General features: G+C 40.0%; 4 protein-coding genes. 3 read left to right on the forward strand and 1 reads right to left on the reverse strand.

All coding sequences use genetic code 11. From position 1 onward, the window contains the following. The first annotated feature begins 312 nt into the window (after window positions 1–312). Window positions 313–5931, forward strand: coding sequence for a T9SS sorting signal type C domain-containing protein (locus ACIQ2L_RS12055; protein ID WP_396159138.1), 5619 nt, complete (start codon window positions 313–315; stop codon window positions 5929–5931). A 414-nt stretch (window positions 5932–6345) separates the two neighbouring features. Here ACIQ2L_RS12055 and ACIQ2L_RS12060 read toward each other — a convergent pair whose 3' ends face one another. After that, window positions 6346–6639, reverse strand: a complete 294-nt coding sequence (locus ACIQ2L_RS12060; protein WP_396159140.1) for a GIY-YIG nuclease family protein — start codon at window positions 6637–6639, stop codon at window positions 6346–6348. 560 nt (window positions 6640–7199) lie between these two features. On the opposite strand from ACIQ2L_RS12060, the gene ACIQ2L_RS12065 reads away from it, so the two are divergent. Together ACIQ2L_RS12065 and ACIQ2L_RS12070 are read left to right on the forward strand one after the other, a co-directional pair. Beyond that, on the forward strand, window positions 7200–7544 hold the full coding sequence (locus tag ACIQ2L_RS12065; RefSeq protein ID WP_396159142.1) for a hypothetical protein: 345 nt from the start codon (window positions 7200–7202) through the stop codon (window positions 7542–7544). A gap of 21 nt (window positions 7545–7565) precedes the next feature. Beyond that, window positions 7566–19737: GEVED domain-containing protein (locus ACIQ2L_RS12070; RefSeq protein ID WP_396159144.1), on the forward strand; the 12172-nt coding region annotated here is incomplete at its 3' end.

Consider the following 19737-nt stretch of genomic DNA (forward strand, 5'->3'; position numbering starts at 1 on the left):
AATTCTTGTAAAGTGTTGACAATTTGTTATTTTAGGAGCCTTAATTTGGCAAATAAAAAGTATTTTTGAATAATTTAGGTAAATTTTATGCAACCTATGTTATTTTAACGTTACTTTTTTTACAAAAATTAACATGTTTTCAAATAGTATGTAATGCACTACGGTGCATTGGTCGATATTTAATATTACTTTATCGAAAAAAATTATTTTTTGGTTATATAATTGTTACTGATTTGTTTTTATGACGTATTTTTAGCGTCTTAACCTAATAAAATGGCTCTTTTTTGCCGTTTAAATATTAAAACTAATAATATGAAAAGAATTTTACTTTCTGCCCCGAGTAAATTAACCCGTTTTTATTTTAAAACTCTAAGTGTACTATTGTTAACTTTGGGGTTAACAAATGTTTCGTATTCACAATGCAATTCCTATCAACACTATAATAGTGGAACTGTGCCTGCGGGTTATACAAATAGTGGATTTAATGCTTCTACCCTAACGCCAGCAGCAATTGGAAATGTTGGAAGAACAGGGCAGTTTGTTCTGACTTCCACTACTAATGGTCAATTCGTTGAAACTCCCAGTGTGACTACTCCTGATGTTTTTTCATTTTGGATGAGAAGAGGAAATGGAGCCTCAACTGGAACAGCTTACATTGATTTACAAGTATTTAATGTTACTACTTCGTTATGGGAAAGTTTAAGGAATACTACTGCTTTAACAAATTATGGTATTGCGACGTATTCTGCAAATATGATAACACCTTTAACAGCACTTAATGCTACATATCAACAATTTTGGGTTAAATTTGATGGAACACCACAGTCTGGCTATTCTAATTCTAATCTTAGATTTAGAATTGTGAATACCAAAGGAGCGTTTAATGGAATAATATATTTAGATGATATTTCGTGGAGGTCAAGAACTCCTTCTCTAAATGATACGTTTGTTCCAGATATGGTGAACTCACCAGGAACTTCTACTTGTACCTCAAGTTTGACTGCTGGATCTACTTACACATTATATGATGTGGGTGGGGAATTTGACAATTACCATCTTGGTCAAAACAACACCACAAATTTTCAGCCGTCAGCTGGAGACAAAATAGAAATTACATTTGTTAGTTTTAATACAAATGCTGATCCTAATGATTACATATCTGTTCTCGATGGTGCTACTCCAGTACTTACTAATTATACGGGTACAGGTAATCCGGGAACTGTTACCTATACTGGAACGATAAATAATACGATGACCCTACAGTTTATTTCTGACAATGTGGGTTCTACTACTAGTGCAGGTTTTAAAATTACCGTTAAATGTATAGCAGGCAGCACTTGTTCTTTGCCAGGTGCATTGAATGCGGCGACTCTTATTACGGCAGCAGGTGCTACAGTAAGTTGGGGACCTGCGTCTCCGGTACCGACCTCAGGATATGATATTTACTATAGTACTAACCCATCGGATACACCAAGTGTTCTAACAACAAGCGCAACTACTACTAGAGCTTTAACAGGTCTACTCCCTGAGACTACTTATTACTATTGGGTACGCTCTAATTGTGGAGGTACGCAAAGCGCTTGGGTAGGGCCATCAGCGAGCTTTACTACTTTGTGTGCGCCTATTAATCCACCGTATACCGAGAATTTCAATGGGCTGCCTACCAGTGCTCTTCCGCAATGTACTTCTGCTGATAATGCGGGTTGGCAAGTAAATACCGTTAACGGGTATTTGACTAATAATATTGTTGGTACAAATTTTTTTACCAGAGCTGTCAGATTAACAGGTGGTGTTAGCTATCGTTTGTCTTATGACTATAGTGGTGCTTTAGGAAATTTAGATATGAAAGTGTATTACGGATTTACTAATAATGCGCCTAACACTTCAAATATTATTACACCACTAAATACGCATACAGGTGTTACAGGACTAAATAACAATATTGGTAACTTTACCCCTCCTTTTACTGCTACCTATTATATACGTTTTGAATTGATTAGTGTTTCTAATGCGCCTAACACCCTTCTTATTATAGACAATATCAATTTAATTCAAGAAACTTGTGGTCCAGGACGAACGTTAACGTCTTCGGGAGTAACGTCTTCGGCTGCTACTGTTAGTTGGTTAGTTCCAGCGGCACCTTTTTCGCCACCAGTAAATGGGTATCAATATTATTTAAGTACATCAAATGTTACCCCAACCTATAGTGTTACTCCAACAGGATCAACTGCCGCAGGTTTTACTTCGGTTAATTTGTCAGGTTTGGCAACAAGTACCACTTATTATATTTGGGTTCGTTCTAACTGTGGTGGTAATTTTAGTGCATGGTCTGTTCCAACATCCTTTACAACCTTAGTTGGTGCATTACCATTAATATTAGACGCATCATCAAACGGAACGACTAAAACAGATTGTGATTATAGTTTTTTTGATAGTGGAGGCGGAACAGCAAATTATCAAAACAATGAAAATTATACAGTTACGTTATTGCCTGCTATTGCAGGTACGAAGGTGAAGGTAGTTTTTAGTACATTCCAAACAGAGAATAATTGGGATGGTCTATCCATATTTAATGGTAATAGTATTGCAGCGCCTTTAATTAATTCTGGTTTACCAGCAGGATTTGCACCTTCAGCTCCCGCAGGATCATTTTATGGATCAACATCACCAGGTACTATTATTTCGACAGCAGCAGATGGTTCGTTAACCTTTAGGTTTACTTCGGATCCGTCGGTACTAGCACCCGGTTGGTCAGCGTTTGTAAGTTGCGTTGTTACTCCAACCATTACCAGTTTTACTCCAGCAAATAATAACTGTGGTGCTAGTGGAACAGTTGTGCTAACGGGAACTAATTATATAGGTATAACTAATGTCTCGTTTGGAGGTGTTTCTGCACCTTATGTTGTAAATTCTACTACTCAAATTACGGCTACAATACCCGTCGGTGCCAATTCAGGACCAATAAGTGTATCTAACAATACTGCAACTGGTTTTAGTGCAACCTCTTTCTTTGTCTTAGCTCCTCCTCCTGTTACAACCGGAGTGACCATTTGTGCCGGTGGTACAGGGTCAATAAGTTCATCTACAGTATGTAATGGTTTTGTAAATTCAGGAACTACTATTGCAGGAGCATTAAATGCTGCTACTGACCCAACTGCACCAAGACCTAGTCCTCCTGGAGGAAACTCAACCACTTGTTCGTTTCTTGCAGGTTCTATAAGAAATTATCAGGCTACACAGTTTCAGGTAAGTGTTACGGGTAATTATATTTTTCAGATGGCTAGTCCATACGATGCGATGGGATATATTACATCAGGGAGTTTTACGCCAGGTAGTTGTGCTACTGGAACATACATTATAGGTGATGATGATTCTAATGGTGGATTGCAACCTCGATTGTCAGTAATTTTAACAGCAGGAATAACCTATACATTATACACCACTTCATATGGTGGGACTGGTACGGTTACAGGCGCGTATACTTGGACTATTACTCCTGCGGCAGGTGGACAAATTATGTTGCAAGGGAATCCAAATATGCAATGGTATACCGTTGCAACTGGAGGTTCTCCCATAGGGTCTGGTGCTACTTTCAATCCAGTTGGTGTTGCAGGTTCCGGTCTTGCAAATACAAATACCCCAGGGACAACTACCTATTATGCAGCATGTTCTTCGAATGCTACATGTAGAACAGCAGCTACTTTTGTAATAAACCCGAGACCAACGGTAACTTTTACCGCTCAACCTGGTGCAACAGCGTGTACTTTTAACGATGTAACGTATACCACTCAAGCCGGACAAAGCAATTATGTTTGGACAGTGCCAGGAGTTTTAGGTGTGGATTATTCCATTGTTTCAGGTGGATTAGGCACAAGTAGCAATACGGTAACACTTCAATGGTTAACTACGGGTGTTAAAACAGTTACTATTAATTATAATAATGCCTCAGGATGTCCTGCTACATCAGCTACTTCATCAACGGCAACTACGGTTGCTGCATCAGGTATATCAACAACACTAACACCGAGTAGCGCCACAATTTGTGCTAACGCGCCACAAATACTTACGGCAACTTCAGGTTCGGCTAATTTCTTTACTTGGACTACTACAACAGGTGCCTTGTTTACCAATGCTGCCTGCACTGTTCCTTATGTTGCTTTGACAAATTCGGCAACAGTATATTTTAAAGGGATAGCAAATGCTACAGTAACTGTTTTAGGAACCGTTGGTGGTACAGGATGTGCTGCACCAGCTTCAGCAACTATCACCATAAACAAAGCTGTTTGGAATGGCTCTATTTGGTCTAATGCAGGGGTTGGTCCTACTAATACGATTAGTGCAGAATTTCAAGGAAACTTTACTTCATCTATACATGCATCCGCTACCTCCGGAAATCTATCAGCATGTAGTGTGGTGGTAACCAGTGGAACTGTTTTGTTTGATAGAGGGACTTTTACAGTACAAAATGCAGTGGCAGTAAACGGTGGATCATTGACCTTTGATGATGCTACTTTTGATGTGAGTTTGTACCAACCCAATAATGTTGGTAATTCAGCGGGCGTGTTCTCTGGAGGAAATACAGGAAATATTACTTTTAGGAGAACGTCAGCACCAATGTATAAATTTGATTATACCTATTGGTCATCACCAGTACATCCTCAAAATTTATTAGCAGTATCTCCAGGTTCTCCAGCCAATTTATTTTTAGATTATGGAACAGCGTGGAATTATATCGTAAGCCCAGGTACCACTACAATGACACCAGGAAAAGGATACGCCATAAGAGCTCCTTTGACTTATCCTGTTTTCCCTTCTATTCCTACTAGTTATCAGGCTACATTTACTGGTTTGCCCAATAATGGAGACCTTTCGATACCTATAATTATTGCTGAGGGTGCGACACAAATGAATTTCTTAGGAAATCCGTATCCAAGTGCGTTATCCGGTACTGATTTCATTACCAATGGTAATAACACTGGTTTAGGTGCACTTTATTTCTGGACACACAATACTCCAATAGACGCGAGCTATCAATACACTCAAAATGATTACGCTATATTTAATTTGTCTGGTGGAACTATTGCTGCGCCTTCTACACCGGGTGGTGCTGGAATTCAAGATGAACCTACCGGTTATGTAGCTTCTGGTCAAGGGTTTTTTGTTAAAGGATCTAATGTTTCTGCTAATGCGGTTTTCACCAATTCAATGCGTGTTGCAGGCAACAATAATCAATTCTTCAGAATGTCTAATCAAAGTTTAGAAAGACATCGTTATTGGTTGGATATTTCGAATACACAAGGTGCATTCAAACAATTATTAGTGGCTTATGTCGAAAATGCTACTTTGGGTAACGATATAGTATTTGATGCAGAAGCTGCAGAAGCTGGAAATGTTATTTCATTATATACCAAGGTTCAAGGTTTAAAAATGAGTATCGAAGGTAGACCAATACCATTTGAAGTGTCAGATTTAGTTCCCTTGGCATACAAATCAACCATTGCGAGTACGTATACCATTTCGATGCCGTTATACGATGGTTTGTTTGAAAGCCAACACGTTTATTTAGAAGATAAACTATTAAACGTCATTCATGATTTAACCCTAGCACCGTATTCTTTTGCTACCGAAATAGGTACCTTTGAAGATCGATTTGTTTTGCGTTATTCTGCTGAAACTTTAGGAATAACGCCTGTTTTTAATGAGAACACTGTAATTGTTTATAAAAACGATCAAGGTTTATACATTAACACAGGTAAAGAACTGATGCAATCGGTAACAATATACGATATTAGAGGAAGCGTAATTGCTTCTCAAAAGCAAGTGAATAATACACAAACTACATTTACCACCTTACCAACAACCCAACAAGTATTGCTGGTTAAAATTGAAGGTGAAAGCGGAAACTCGGTGACCAAGAAAGTGGTGTATTAAGGCAATGTAAAGACATTTTTAATTTTTTTTTTGAAAGAGAAAATCGAGTAATTAGTATTCGATTTTCTCTTTTTTTTATTTTGGTTTGTTAGAAGGCTATTCGAAGTGACGGCTTCTCGATACTTTTCAAAATTTGTAATTTTGAAAAACTCGAAGAGACGTTGATAGGATAATCGAAGTGACTTGTTATATGTCGTCAGTTCGACTTCTCGATACGCTGCGCTACTCGAAGTGACGATGATAGCATACACGAAGCGTCAATTAACAGCACGTCAGTTCGAGTATCCGCCTCCGGCGGATGTATCGAGAACTCGATACGCTGCGCTACTCGAAGTGACGGTTATAGGATAATCGTTGTAACGTGATTGTCGTCAGTTCGAGTATCCGCCTCGGCGGATGTATCGAGAACTTTGTTTATTTCTTGAATCTCTTTTTTGCTAGATTAACTAACATATCATATTCACCATTTATTAGGGCAAGTTTTTTTGCCTTTGACCATTTTTTAATTTGTTTTTCCTTTTCAATTGCTAAACGTATATTGGTAAAATCACAATAAAAAACCAATTGAATTGGTCTTCTTTTATGTGTATAGCAATCAGGATAGAAACCCACTTCGTGTTGGAATATTCTTTGGGTTAGGTTGCTTGTGACTCCGGTATAAAAAGTGCCATCTGAGCATTGCAAAATGTAAACATAGGATTGTTGCATGTAGCTAAAATAATAAAAATATTTAAGATTAGGGCTTCTCGATACTTTTCAAAATTTGTAATTTTGAAAAACTCGAAGAGACGTGTTATATGTCGTCAGTTCGAGTATCCGCCTCGGCGGATGTATCGAGAACTCGATACGCTGCGCTACTCGAAGTGACGATGATAGCATACACGAAGCGTCAATTAACAGCACGTCAGTTCGAGTAGCATTATGTTTAAAAAATGCAATTTTTTAAACATAATGCTGTATCGAGAACTCGATACGCTGAGCTACTCGAAGTGACGTTGATAGGATAATCGTTGTAAAGTGATTGTCGTCAGTTCGAGTATCCGCCTCGGCGGATGTATCGAGAACTCGATACACGGCGCCAGTGGAGATGAAGGAATTGATATAAACGTTAAAATTCTCACAAAATTGTATAATTTAAAGTTTATCAAAACAAAGCAAATCCGTTCGTCGAGTATTTGTGTAGATTATCGATTTTACGTTTTTTAATAATTATTTAACAATTATTTATTACTAATTTTCAAGTTCTATAATTTATATAAAGTATTTACATGGCGTTACATTACTTTTTATTACCCTTAAAGATTTTGGTGTTATGGGATGTTTTGATGAAAGTTGATTTTCGTTTGGATGACAAACAAAGATTGATTTTTAACGGAAAACCAGTGTTATTTTTTACTGTTTTGCCCTTGGCCTTACAATCTTTATTTTATGCCATTTTCATTAATAAAAACACTTCAAAATATACTTTTATAAACCCCTACGCTTTCTTAGCTTTTGCTCAGGGAAGAGGCGGCGGTGGCGGTGGCGGCGGTCATGGTAATGATGATTGGGTAATGCCTAATTTTAGACCTTATTTCAATTCAATTTCTGTTCAAAAAAAATCAAAATTTTAAATTTCAATTTTACTTAATATTATGAAACAATTTTATCTAACTCAAAAAATTAATAGTATCGTCTCTGTGGTTTTGATACTATTAGGATTGAAAGAAGAAAATGTGGGCACTACTTCTGTGACGACCACTTCTGCCATCAATTTCAATACCCGAAATGCCTTCGGGATGTATTCGTTTAAAGCGGCTTTAGTGTTTTTGCTTTTAGCTCTGACTTTTGGTCAAAGTGTAAACGCTACGACTTGCCCTAGTGCAACAGTAATAGCACCAGGGACGCTGCCTATTTCTAACCAAGCCATTGTATGTGGTACAGTAAATGATATTACGTCTTTAACTGTGGCTCCCTCGGCTCTTTTAGGTGGGTGTTCTAATAGTAACTACTATGGAGGCCTCGAGTCATTATATAGTTTTACACCAACTGCGACCGGTTTGTATTCTCTAAGTATTAGCGGTCAAACTTGGACACAAATATCAGTTTTCAATGGTTGTCCTACTACGGCGGGTACTACCTGCGTAGGAGGTGTAGCTAGTTCTGCAAATACGAAAAGTTTGGATGTGACTTTAACGGCTGGTGTAACGTATTTTATATTGTTTGATACTTGGCCATCACCTAATAGTCCATGTCCGGGAACGTTTAGTTTATCACAAATACCTCCCAACACCAGAACTGCTTCGGTTTTTGGTGGATTGTGGAGTAGCCCTGCTACATGGGGCGGTACCGTGCCAAATGCGGCGAGTACAGTAGTAATCCCTGCAGGAGCTATAGTAACTGTAGATCAGGTTGTTAGTGTAGCTAACATAACCGTGGACGGAACCCTTCAATGGAATGCAACTGCAAATGCTATGACTGTAAATGGCGATTTAACCATCAGTAATACAGGTAGATTTTTACCCTATTCATCTGTCGCAACACCTGTGGGAGTTGCTTTAACCGTTGCCGGTAATTTTACTAATAATGGTTTTGCTAATTTAGCTGTTGCTTCAACTGGTCTTACTTTTAATGGAAGCGGTTCTACCTTAAGTGGAACTGGTACTTTTCAAGGTGATGGTACTAGAGGATTTATTAGATCATTAAATTTTATTAATACAGGCAGTAATTCAATTACTACAAGTCAAAATTTAGTTGCTGTATTTGGTTTAGCACATACTGCTGGGTCACTAAATACCAACGGTAAATTAACCTTAGATAATACAGTACAGGTATACGGACAAGCGTTCAATACTTCTGTAGCGAGTATAGCCGTTACTGCTATGGGATCTGCATATTCTGTTGCACCCGTAGTTTTTGGGACTGCTGTTACACAATGGACAAGTGGTGGTGCAAGTACGGCCACAGCCCGTTATGTTTCTGGAGGTAATGTTTACCTTGGTAATTCAACAGCAGGTCTTGGGACCGTTGCTCCAACCCACACTAGTGGTTTAGGCGGTACCAATAATAATTTATTATGGGTAGGAACTGTTGGTACTTTAGGGAACCCATATCCATTAAATGCGGCATCAACCGTTGGTACTCAATATTTTTATGGAGACAATCTTTATGTAGCTACAGTAGCTAATGCTGCTGCAGCAAATAATGCTGCGGGAGTGCCTGTGCATACTTCAGGAATAGTTGGTGGTTATTTATATGTAGGAACTGCTGCAAAAGCTACAGTAAACTATGATGCAACTACCCTAACTGTACGTAGTTTAAACATAACAAATGCAGGTAGTGGTTATTCATCTGCTCCTTCAGTTGCTTTTAGCGTTGGCGTTGCCGCTGGTGCTGGTTCTGGTGCCGCTGCAACCGCAGTAGTATTCCAGCAAATAGCTGGTGCTGCTTCTCACACTATGCAAAAAAGTGGTGGTGCTGCAACGATTTCCGGTGGTCTTACGATAAACAGTGACCAGGGTGCAAGTAGTTCAGGTTTTGAACAATCTTCATCAGGTGTTGGTGCTGTGTCTACTGCAGGCGGAGGTGTAAATTATACTGCAGCTCCGGCTGTAGGCTTTACGTTGCCAACAGCATTGAACCTTGTCACCAATCCTGGTACAGTAGGCGAATATGCGGCTGCTCCAACGATAACTGTTTCGGGTGGTACATTAGTTTCAGGAACTGGGATTACTTCTGCAAGTTTTACGATCACGGTAAACAATGGTGTGGTTGAATCGGTTTATTTGAGCACGCCTGGTACATCAACCTATTCGGTATTGCCAACTTTAGCATTTTCTTCAGGGACTGCTACTTTGGCTTTTCCAACCGGTTGTTTAGCAGAAGCGGACGCTTTTATTGGCAGCAATGGGCAAATAACCGATTTTACAATTAAAAAAGCGGGCTTTGGATACGTAGCTGCTCCAACAGTAGGATTAGGTGGAGGTACTTTTACAACTGCTGCTACAACGCCTGCGGCTCGTATTGGGTTATATAACCTTACAACAAACTTTTTCGCACCTGCAACTGCAGCCGTTGTGAACCCTGATGATGCAGCAATTCCTAGCAACCGTAAAATTAATACACTAACACTTGCCGGAAATGGACTTGGTCAAAACCTTTCTAGCGATTTAATTCTTTATGGTACAACACCACTCGCATTAAATGCAAGTGGCAACGGTACAGGCAATATATTAGATATGGGTGGTAATACCATTACCTGCACATGGAATGGCTTTGGTGGTTTGACTTCGACTTTTGGTGCAACCAATACGTATATCAGAAATGGTTCTTTTGCGTTAACAGGTCGTGGAGGTGCTAGTAACTTTAATTATCCTTTTTCGGGTACATTTACATGGTCGGCATCTGCTGGAACTTTATTAACAGGTTCGTCAGTAACAAAAGTTACGGTTTCTGATACAGCTGCGCCAACTAATGCAACACTTGGTTCGGGTTCCGCTATCGGAAACAGAGCTTTCAGAGTGCGATATTCTAGCGGTAACCCTGGTTTAACTCCAGCTGTTACGTTAGGTTTCAATAGCCAAGATGCCTTAACCGTTACACAAAATTTATTGTTTGTGGCTGATGCTGCAGCTTTAAACGGACCATGGACAGTAAGAAGTACTGCTTTTGGTGCCTCTGGTGCTTTGCCTGCAACAGGCACAAAAGCAACCGCCACTGTTTCACCGGGGCCAATTGCCGCAACGGGTGATAACTATTATGCTTGGTCTATTTTAAACCCAACGATTACTGACGTTAATCCGTTATTGGTTTGTGCTAATTCAGGTACCTTTACTATAACAGGAACTAACTTATTGGGAACTACAGCTGTATCTATTGGCGGAACGCCAGTAACTTCATTCACTGTAGTGAATGATACTACAATTACTGGTGTTGCCGGTAATGGTACAGATGGATTTGTGTCTATTGTAAAAGCCGGAGTTACTACTACAGGAGTGCAAACGGTTACCGTTAGTTCATCACCTTTAGCTCCGTCTGTTTCACCGGCCACTGCAAGTATAGTATTGGGAGGTTCTCCTAACGTTACCGCTTCAGGTTCTGAAAGTATTTTTAACTGGTATGCTGCTGCTACAGGGGGATCACCTGTATTGGTAGGAGCTACTTATACTTTACCAGTGTGTTCTTCAACTACCTTATATGTTGCGCAAAGTAATGGCTCTTGTGAAGGTCCGAGAACTGCGGTTCCGGTTACGGTGCAAGCTACTGCAATCACAGCTTCTACACCAACATTCTGTGGTACAGGAGGAACCTCAACGCTGAGTGCTACTCCGGTAGATTCTTCTATTTCTTATACATGGACTTCTATATCAGGCGCCTCTTTAAGTACTACTTCAGGAAATTCTACTGTTGCAACTGTTGTTACTTCTTCAGATTTCCAAGTTACTGGGACTAGCACCTTAGGAGGATGTACTGCTACAGCCACTATTTCTGTGAGTGTTTATCCACTTCCGAATGCTACGGTAACAACAAGTGTTTCAGGAGTTTGTCCTGGTACTAGTGCTACTATAAATTCTGGTTTATCTGCAGGAAATTTCACAAGCGCATCTATTACACATGCTCCTAGAATAGCTCCAGGTTCTGCTACAGTCTTAGCTGCTTCTGGTGCTGCTGTTGTTCCATTAACAGGAGGTACCCTTGATGACGGTGGATGGGGAGCAGTTCCGATTGGATTTAATTTCAATTTCTTTGGAACTTCCTACTCAACAATAAACGTTGGTACCAATGGTACTTTACAGTTTGGCGCATTTAATAATAATGGTGGTTTTACTACTCCTTTTGGATTGTCAGATTTTTCATTTACTACTTTACCAAGTACAGGTGAGCCATTTAATATGGTTGCCGTTTTGGCTAATGACAATCATTTAACTACTTCAACCATTAATGGTGGAACACTTAGATATTGGACAGAAGGTATTGCGCCAAATCGTAAATTCGTTGTTGAATATAATCAGGTAAGACAATGGAATTCTACTACTAATACAAGCACTTCACAAGCAGTTTTCTTTGAAACAACAGGAGTTGTGGAGGTTCATGTTACAGGATCTACTTCTACCAATAGTAAATTAGTTGGTATTAACAATGGTAATGGAACTATTGGAGTATTAGCTTTAAATACAGCTGCAGCTATTACAACGCCAGTAGCCTATAGATTCTCTCCTCCATCTAATTACAATATAACTTGGAGTTCAGTAGGTCCGGGTAATGTTTTGACTACTATAGGTACGCCAAATGCATTAAATAATTTTTCGATAACGGTTACTCCATCAGTTACTACTACTTATGATCTCCGTTATACCAATACAACTACTGGTTGTACTAATATTGTAGATTCTGACCGAGTAACATTGACTATTTTGGACAATGTGGCTCCTGCAACTGTTGCCGTTAGCAATGTCGCAACAGTTTGTGTAGGAGGTTCTGCTAATTTAAGCTTGACTGGTAATGTAAACAGTGCTGGTAATACCGATGGTTTAACGTATCAATGGCAAGTGTCTACTGATGCGGGTGCTACTTGGAATACTATTGATGCAGCTACCAATGCTACAACTACAGTTACACCAACGGTTGCTTCAAGCTATCAATGTTTGGTTTCCGTTTGTGGCGGAACCGCAGTGGCTTCAAGTCCTGTTTCTGTAGGATTTACTAATACGGTTGATTCTACAACTCCTGCTACCCGTTGTGGTACAGGTGCGGTGCAACTTTTTGCTACAACATCTTCTCCGGGTGCCACGCTTAACTGGTATACTGTTCCTACAGGAGGAACAGCAGTTGGTACAGGATCACCTTTAAATATTGCTAATTTACTTTTAGGAACCACTACTTATTATGTAGCTGCCGAAACTACAGGTCCTGCTTGTTCTAGCGCAAGAGTAGCCGTTACTGCTACCGCTACAACACCAGCTACACCACTTACTTTAAGCTCAGGTACTGCCTCACTTTGTGTTGGTTCTAGCTCATCAGCGGTAACGCTTACTAGTGGTTTAGGTTTTTATGACACTTACGTTTGGTCACCTTCCACTGGTGTTTCAGGTAATGAAACTTCTGGTTGGACATTTAACCCGACAGTTTCAGGAACTTATACTTTAACGGCTTCTCAAGCTGGTTTAGGAGTTGCAGGATGTACAGTTACTGCTACAGTTGTTGTAACGGTTAATAGTGCCAACGCTATCGCAGCGGTTAACAATGCAGTTGTTTGTTCTGGTAATCCAGTTAATTTGAGTGTTACTTCTACTGCCTTAGGAACAGGTCCTCAGACCTCGCCAACAGGTTATTTACCTTCTAACGCGACTAGTGCAAGTGATGGAGAAATTTTAAATGTAACATTAGGAACATTAAACAATACATCAACTTGTTTTACTACAGGCGGCGGTGCTTCTCTAATAAATCAGTATTCTGATTTTACTGCTGTTGCAGCACCTACACTTATTGCAGGAACAGCTTATCCTCTTTCTGTACAAGTTGGTACATGTGGTGGTAGCTTTACAAATTATACCAACGTATATATAGATTACAACAGAAATGGCGTGTTTGAAGCTTCAGAGCAAGCGTTTACTCAAGGCACTGGGGTTAGTGGTGCTCACCTTGTTTCAGGCACTATTACTATTCCTTTAACAGCTTCTGCAGGTGTAACCAGAATGCGTGTTTTAACCATTGAAAACGGTTCATCTTCTTCTTCACCAACTGGAACTTATGGTTTTGGTGAGACCGAAGATTTTAATGTAAATATTATTTCTAGTGCAGATGCTACTTCAACGTATACGTACGCTTGGTCTTCTACTCCAAGTGGTTTTACAGCAAATACGGCTACTGCTACGGTTAATCCTACAGTAAATACTACCTATTCTGTTTTAGCAACCTCTCCAGAAAATTGTACGACAACTAGTACTGTAAGTGTTACAGTTCAAAATTCAAGTGCTGAGATTGGAACTCAACCAGAAGCAACACAAACAAAATGTCTTGGTGCAACCGCTACATTTACTGTTGTTGCAACAGGTGTTAATGTACAATACCAATGGCGTAGAGGAACTACAAACCTTACTAACGGTGGTACTATTAGTGGCGCTACTTCAGCAACACTTACGATTGCTGGCTTAGTAGCTGGCGATGCAGGTACTGATTATAACGTTGTCGTTTCTTCTGATTGTGGTGCTCCAATTACCAGCGATAATGCTGCGTTAGTAATTGTTACGCCACTTGCTAGCGTAAGTGCATCCGAAACTACTGTTTGTTCAGGTACTCCGGTAACTATTACGGAAAATGGAGGAACAGCTACTTCTTGGAGCTGGTCTCCAGGGGGTGCTACTACACAAGCCATTACGGTAACACCAACAGTTACTACTAATTATGTAGTTACTGCTACTACTCAAGTTACAGGTTGTACGGCTACTGCCAACGTTACGATTAATGTTAATGAAACGCCTTCTTTGGTGACAGTTACTCCAACGAGTGCAACGGTTTGTTCAGGGTCTACAGTTGGAGCGAATGTTTCTGGTGGTAGTTTTACATCGACTTATTTTGCGGATACTTTTGATGCTGCTTCGTCACAGTTTACTGCTGCTACAGTTTCAGGAACAACAACTACTACAGCTACTTTAAATACAGCTGTTCAATCACAAGGAACAGGTTCTGTATTGTTTAATACTACAGGAGTGTCTTCTGTAGCGACATATAGTTTGAATTCGAATGTGAATTTAACAGGTGCTACTGCAGCTAGCTTAACATTCTCGCACATTGCTGCAATGGAAAGCCCAACGTTTTCATTTGACTTTGGTTATGTAGAGTACTCTTCAGACGGTGGAACTACTTGGACTACTTTTACAAGTGCAAACTATACAGGAACTGCTGCTACGGGAGTATTTAGTGGTAGTGATGTTAGATTCAGTACTTTGAGTTATCCAGATTGGATTACTGCATTTACCGGAACTGCTTCTTTGCCAACCAATGCCAATTGGAAAAACGAAACGTTTTCTATTCCAATTGCAGCTTTAACAAGTCAGTTCAGATTGCGTTTCCGTTATACTACAGATAGTTCTACTAACTATCAAGGATGGTATATAGATAACGTGAAAGTAAGCGCTGCTGGAGTTTCTCAATATTCTTGGACAGCATCACCTTCAACAACATTATATAAAGACGTTGCCTTATCAGAAGTCTATAATGTGGGAACTGATTTTGCTCCAACTGTATATGCTCAGCCAACGGCTCAGACTCAGTTTACTGCAACTGTTGCGAACGGTGTATGTACTAGTTCAGGAAACGCGACTGTAAACGTTAACCCATTACCGGTTATTACTTTAGCTAACAGTATTACAGTTTGTGAAGGTACGGGTGCTACGATTACCATACCAGAAATCAATAATACATACTCATGGTCACCAAGTACTGGAATAACTGTAATTGACAGTCAATCCGTTCTTGCGAATCCATTAGTTACTACTACGTATACGGTTACTATTATTAACACTACAACATTCTGTCAATCTACAAGACAGATAACGGTAAACGTTAACGATCCAGGAACTATAGTGACTCAGCCAACAAACAAAGTTGCTGCAGTAGGATTCGGTACTACTTACACTGTTGTTGGTACTTCAGGAATTTCTTATTCGTATCAATGGCAAATTAAAACAGGGCCAACTACTTATACTAACTTAGCTAATAATGCTAATTATGCCGATGTAAATACAGCGACTTTATTAGTCAACAATGCCGGTTCAGGAACTGCTGTTGATGGTGCCATTTACAGATGTCTATTGACACCTCCAGCTCCTTGTTCAGATTTGGCTACTAATGATGTAACATTAACAGTAAGCACAACAGGTATTGCTACCAGTCCAAGTAATGTAAACATTTGTTTACCAACTCCTACAACGGCACAATTTAGTGTGGTTACTAATGGAGATGAGCCTTATTTGGTGGAATGGCAAGTAAGTACAGATAATGGTGTGACTTACAATACGATTTCATTGATTGATGTAGAGGATACCTTCCTATACACCGGACCAAATACTACTGCAGTTCCGGGATTAACATTTGAGCATCCAATAGATGCCCTAAATCCTAATGGTACTGGAAGTGAATTCAAAGTATTAAACGTATCAGGCATTTCAAGTGTAAGTACTTTAAGATTTAAAGCGATTGTTAATGAGGTATTACCAAGTGCAGTGGCAACTTTATCAGTTACCAGCCCTGCTACTATTACTTCTGATGTATCAACTACAGAAGCTTTTAGATGTATAACTCCAGCGTCAGCGGTAGCTACTAATCTAAGTGTAACTACTTCAGGGGCTGTGACTTCAGTTGTTTGGAAATATGATACTACTCCTGGAGGTAGCTTCACGAATACCGTAGCGAATAATACTCCTGCCGGAGCAACTTTTGTGGCATCTTCCTTAGGAAATACGTATTCGTTAGCAGTAACCACTAGTGCTTCAACACCTGCAGGTAGTTATTACTTCAAGGCGTTTATATTAGGTTCAGCTGCTTGTGGAACTACACCAGTGCAATCGGCTATGGCTACTATTACAGTGGTTAATCCTACTGTAGCTATTAGTGCCTCTTCTGCCTCTTATTGTACTCCGGGATCTGCTGTTACTTTAACGGCTAGTGGAGCATCAACATATTCATGGACTTCGGTTCCATCAGGATTTACAAGTTCGTTAAACGGTGTTTCTGTAACTCCTTCAGGTGCTACAGCTTATTCAGTTGAAGGAACAGATGGAAATGGTTGTAAAAATACTGCGACAGTTAACGTTGGAGTAGGTACTACGTTTACTTTAGCTGCATCATCTGCTGCTTCTACTGTATGTCCTAGTACTTCTGTTGCTTTAAATGCAGTTCCGACTCTTGCCGGACCTACCACATATCTAGTAAACACTACACCATATCAGTTTAATGCTGTGGCGGGAACTTTTACTCCGTTATCAGGAACTACTGTATCATCAGGATTGGCTGCTACTGCGGATGACACTATGTCTGCAACCCTTACTCCTGGTTCTGGATTTAGTTTTAATTATGGTGGAACGAATTTCACTAATTTCAGAGTTTCATCTAATGGGCAGTTGATTTTTGGTGGTTCTGGAACACAAAGTGCAACAAATAATTTAGCGACTACAACTACAACAGAAAGACTGGGTTTGGCTCCACTATGGGATGACCAACTTCTGTCAACAGGTGTTAATTACCAATTGAGCGGTACTGCACCAAACAGAGTGTTAACTGTAGAGTGGCTTAATATGAGATGGAATTGGCAAGCAGCTGGAGCAGTAATTTCGTATCAAGTGAAATTGTACGAAACTACAAATGTTATTGAATATGTGTACAGACAAGAAGCAACTGCTTATAACGCAGGAGTTACAGGCGGAGCGTCGATTGGATTAATGGGCACAGCTTCAAGTAATTTTATTTCGTTGCAAGACACTAGTGCCACTCCGGGATTAAGTACTTCAACATCTAAGAATGATATTACAACTAAACCTGTAACTGGTCAAATTTATCGTTTCACTCCGGTGACTCCGGTGACATATACGTATGCTTGGTCTCCAACTGTAACAGGAACAGGTGCAAGTGTTACTGCTTCTCCAGCAGTCACCACTCCTTATAATGTGACAGCAACTTCTCAGTCAGGATGTACTGCGAGCGCTTCGGTAACGGTGAATGTTGATTCAGCGCCTCCGACGTTTACTACTACAACTGCACCAAGTCAATCACTTTGTGCTGGTGCAACAGTTAGCTTTGTAGTTACTGCAACAAGCGCAACACCTTTAACGTACCAATGGAAGAAAGATGGAGTGAATATACCTTCAGCTACTAGTGCTACCTTAACCGGCACTACTACAACTGCTGCAAGTACGCCTTCTAATTTCACCAATGGTACTTATACGGTAGATATCATTGGTTGTACCACTGTAACGGCTACATTTACCTTACAAGTTAATCCATTGCCAACAGCTACAATTAGCGGATCTACAAGTGTTTGTCAAAATGATACAGCTCCATCGGTGACCTTCACAGGTGCTACTGGTACTGCGCCATATACATTTACGTATAAACTAAATGGCGGTGCTAATCAAACGGTAACTACTACATCGGGTAATAGTGCAACAGTAGCGGTTCCAACTGCTACTGCCGGTGCATTTGCCTATACATTAGTAAGTGTTTCTGATGCAAATACTTGTTCACAAACCCAAACGGGAGGTGCTACGGTAAGAGTTAACGCTACACCAGCGGCTTCTACATTGGCTCCTGTTCCTACTGTTTGTGCAGGAAACGCATTAGTATTTGGTGCTTCGGCTATCGCTCCGGTAACGGGTGTTGCTTCTTACTCTTTTGCTGCTTCTTCAGGAACGTATACTCCAATTACAGGAGGTATTGCATTATATACTAGTACTTGGGATGATAGTAGATCACTCTTAGTGCCATTAGGAGGTACTTTTAGATTTAATGGCGTAGACTATAATTCTTGTAACATTAATACAAATGGTTATGTTAGTTTTGGTACGGCTTCAACTACTACTAATTATACTCCGTTGAGTTCGTTAGTTGCAAATGAAGTAGGTATTATTGCTGCTTTTGCTAGAGATTTACGAGGTATCGTTACTACAGGAGAAATTCGTTACTTGTCAACTGCTACAGAGTTTATTGTACAATGGACTAATGCTCGTAGATATACTACTTCTGCAAATGCAGAATCGTTTAATTTCCAAATACGTTTGGATAGAACTACAAACCAAGCGCGTATAGTATATGGCACTTTCTCTGATGCATTTTTGGGTTCAACTGCTAATTTACCACAAGTAGGTTTAAGAGGAGCTACTGTTGCAGATTATAGAAATGTTGAGGTATTGAGTTCAGGAAACTGGAGTACACCATCTGTAGGTGGTACTAATACTGCTACGGCTTACTATAATGAGGCTACTGTTGCTGTTAAACCTGCATCAGGATTAACCTATACTTTTAGTCCACCATCAGCTGGTTCTTATGCTTGGAGTGGTCCGAATGGCTTTAGCTCTTCGCTTCAAAATCCAACTATTACCAATGCTACTGTTGCGGCTACAGGTACGTATACCTTACAGATTACAAATGGTAATGGTTGTACAGCCACATCTACTGTAAGTGCTACGGTATCTGCTCAACCACTATGGTATTTAGATGCGGATAATGACGGGTATTACACTGGAATAGCAATACCATCATGTACTTCACCAGGTGCAGGATATACTACTACTGTAACAGGCGGTGGCGATTGTACTGATACTGGTATACTTAATGGCGTTGCAGCAAACCTGATTAACCCAGGAAGACCAGAGATTTGTTATAACAATGTAGATGACAACTGTAATACTTTAGTCTCAGAAGGATGTGCACCAGTGGTTGTCAATATGACTTCTACTACGGCTACCTTAACTACGTTTTCAAATGCAGTTGCAGCGAATATGTATTCATTCTCACCATATACAAACCTTAAATACCGCTTTATCATTACTAAGATTCAAACAGGTCAAGCAAACGAGGTTCAAGAGGTTACGTTACCAACGCGTTATGTAACGATTCCAGGACCGATGCGTTCGTATACTGCAACATATACCATTAGTGCAGCAGCGGTTATTAATGATGAGATTCTTGGTTATCTAGGAAATACAATGACCGTAACGCCACCGGCTGTAGCCCCAATTACGTTGTCTACAGGTTCATGTGGTGCTACGTTAACTAGTTTGAATGGTACCATCTCTGCTAATGTAGGGTTGAATGCTACAGGATACATTTTCC

Source organism: Flavobacterium sp. (assembly GCF_044369455.1).
Lineage (GTDB): Bacteria > Bacteroidota > Bacteroidia > Flavobacteriales > Flavobacteriaceae > Flavobacterium.